Source organism: Noviherbaspirillum sp. ST9 (assembly GCF_048799745.1).
Classification (GTDB): domain Bacteria; phylum Pseudomonadota; class Gammaproteobacteria; order Burkholderiales; family Burkholderiaceae_D; genus Noviherbaspirillum.
This window is the reverse complement of record NZ_JBLWFR010000112.1, coordinates 1-634: the sequence shown is the minus strand read 5'-3', so window position 1 is coordinate 634 and position 634 is coordinate 1. Positions and strand designations below refer to the sequence as shown.

General features: G+C 47.2%; 1 protein-coding gene. It reads right to left on the bottom strand.

Features of this window, described 5'->3' with window-relative positions; genetic code table 11:
- On the bottom strand, positions 1-634 hold a 634-nt coding region (locus ACNOHI_RS25040; protein ID WP_420477439.1), incomplete at both ends, for an MGH1-like glycoside hydrolase domain-containing protein.

The following is a 634-nucleotide window of genomic DNA, read 5'->3' as shown; positions in this document are numbered from 1 at the left end:
CCATATATACGTTTTATGATAGCCGCCCCATGGATGATCAGGACTATAGAACTCCCATAGATCGTGGTCCTTCTTTAGCACCTGAACCATGCCTTTTACAACATTATCTACGAGTTCTTTTGCCTGTGCCCGGTACCCATAGTCAAGCAGACCCCGCATGATTAAGAAGTCCCACTGCACCCAGACCGGCCCATTCCAGTAACCTTTGGGATCATAATATGGATCGGCGGCAGAAAGTGAAGGCACTCCATAAGGTCGCCAGAATTGCCGGGGATCGGTCAGCTTTACTACCAGGCGCCTGGCTTGTTCTTTTGATGCTATACCTGCCCATAAAGGCAGAAAACCAATAATCTCATCCCGTTTAAGATCGTTCTCTTTTTTGAATGTAAAACGGTGCGAATTCTTATCCACCTGATAATAGAAGCCATTCTCTTCGTCCCAAAATGTTTTGTTAATCAGTGAGGCCCGATTCGTGTAATCTGACTTCCAAATGCCGGCATCTGCTTTGTATCCTAATTCGGCGGCCATCTTCTCAAGCGATTTTGCCTCCATCACCAGCAGGCAATTGAGATCAAGGCTTTCGAAGTTTGAAGGGTACCCTACCTGGTCCCATACTGCCACTTTTGAGTCGCGC